The organism is Streptomyces yerevanensis (genome assembly GCF_000716805.1).
Classification (GTDB): Bacteria; Actinomycetota; Actinomycetes; order Streptomycetales; family Streptomycetaceae; genus Streptomyces; species Streptomyces flaveus.
Genome location: NZ_JNWJ01000193.1, coordinates 1 through 1,139 on the forward strand (window position 1 = coordinate 1; position 1,139 = coordinate 1,139).

The window sequence follows — 1,139 nt, forward strand, 5'->3', positions numbered from 1 at the left end:
AGCGGGCCGATGGTCAGCGTCATGGCTTTCCTCGTTCGGGCTCAGGCCGCGGTGCGGCCGTTTGTGGTGATGAAGTCGATCGGCTGGGTGGTGCGGCCTTCCAGGGCGAGGTCCGCGGCGATGTCGCCCATGGCGGGTGAGATCTTGAAGCCCTGGCCGGAGAAGCCGGCCAGCAGGACGATGTCGTCGCAGCCCGGCAGGGGGCCGACCAGCGGCCGGGTGCTGTCGGTGTAGCCCTCCATGAAGACGGACAGGCGCACCGGATCGGGGTTCAGGCCGGGCAGGTGGCGCCGCACCGCCGTGGTGAAGGTCTCCAGTTCTTCCGGTGCGACGGTCCGGTTCAGCCGGTTCGGGTCGTCCACGGGCTTGTGGTGGGGCTGGGGCAGGCCGAGCTTGACGGTCAGGCCGTCCGGGGACGGGATGCCGTAGAAGGGGATGTCGCCGCAGCGGATGAAGGCGGGACGCTCGGCGTCTGCCGGGTGGTCCTCGTGGGGCAGGAACCAGGCGCTGATCGCGCGGTAGACGTTCACTTCCCACGGCAGGTCGGGCAGCAGGTCGCCCACCCAGGGGCCGGGGGTGACGACGGCGGCGTCGAAGCGCTCGGTGTCGGTGTCGGTGCGGATCTCCACGCCTGCCCCGGGGACGGGAGTGACCTCCCGCACCGGGGTGTAGCGGCGGATTTGGGCGCCCAGTTCCTCGGCGCGCCGGGCCGCGGTCTGGACCGTCAGCTCGGGGCGGACGAAGCCCGCGTGGGAGTCGAGGAGCACCAGATCGCCCTCGTCGACGCGGAACTGCGGGAAACGCTTGGCCATCGCCTCGGCGTCGATCACCTCGTGGTCGAGGCCGTGCTCGGCGATGCCGTCCATCACGGTACGCATCTCGGGGTGGTCGGCCGGCCCCATGACCAGGGCTCCGGTCAGGCGGCGCAGTTCCCGTCCGGTCTCCGCCTGCAGCTGCTTCCAGAGGGCGTCGGCGTGCCGGACGAGCGGCACATAGCGGCCGTCGTGGGTCTGCACGCTGCGGAAGACCCGGGTCTCACCGCCCGCGGCGCTGCGGTCGTGGCCGGGGGCGAACCGGTCGTAGCCGACGACTTCGGCGCCCCGTGCCGCCAGCCGCCAGGCGGCCTGGCTGCCCATCGT

1 protein-coding gene is annotated in these 1,139 nt (G+C 72.1%); it reads right to left on the bottom strand.

Annotated elements, in window-relative coordinates:
* Positions 1-41: 41 nt before the first annotated feature.
* Positions 42-1,139, bottom strand: a 1,098-nt coding sequence (solA, locus tag OP79_RS48995) for an N-methyl-L-tryptophan oxidase (protein ID WP_033329736.1), incomplete at its 5' end; no start/stop codon positions are given.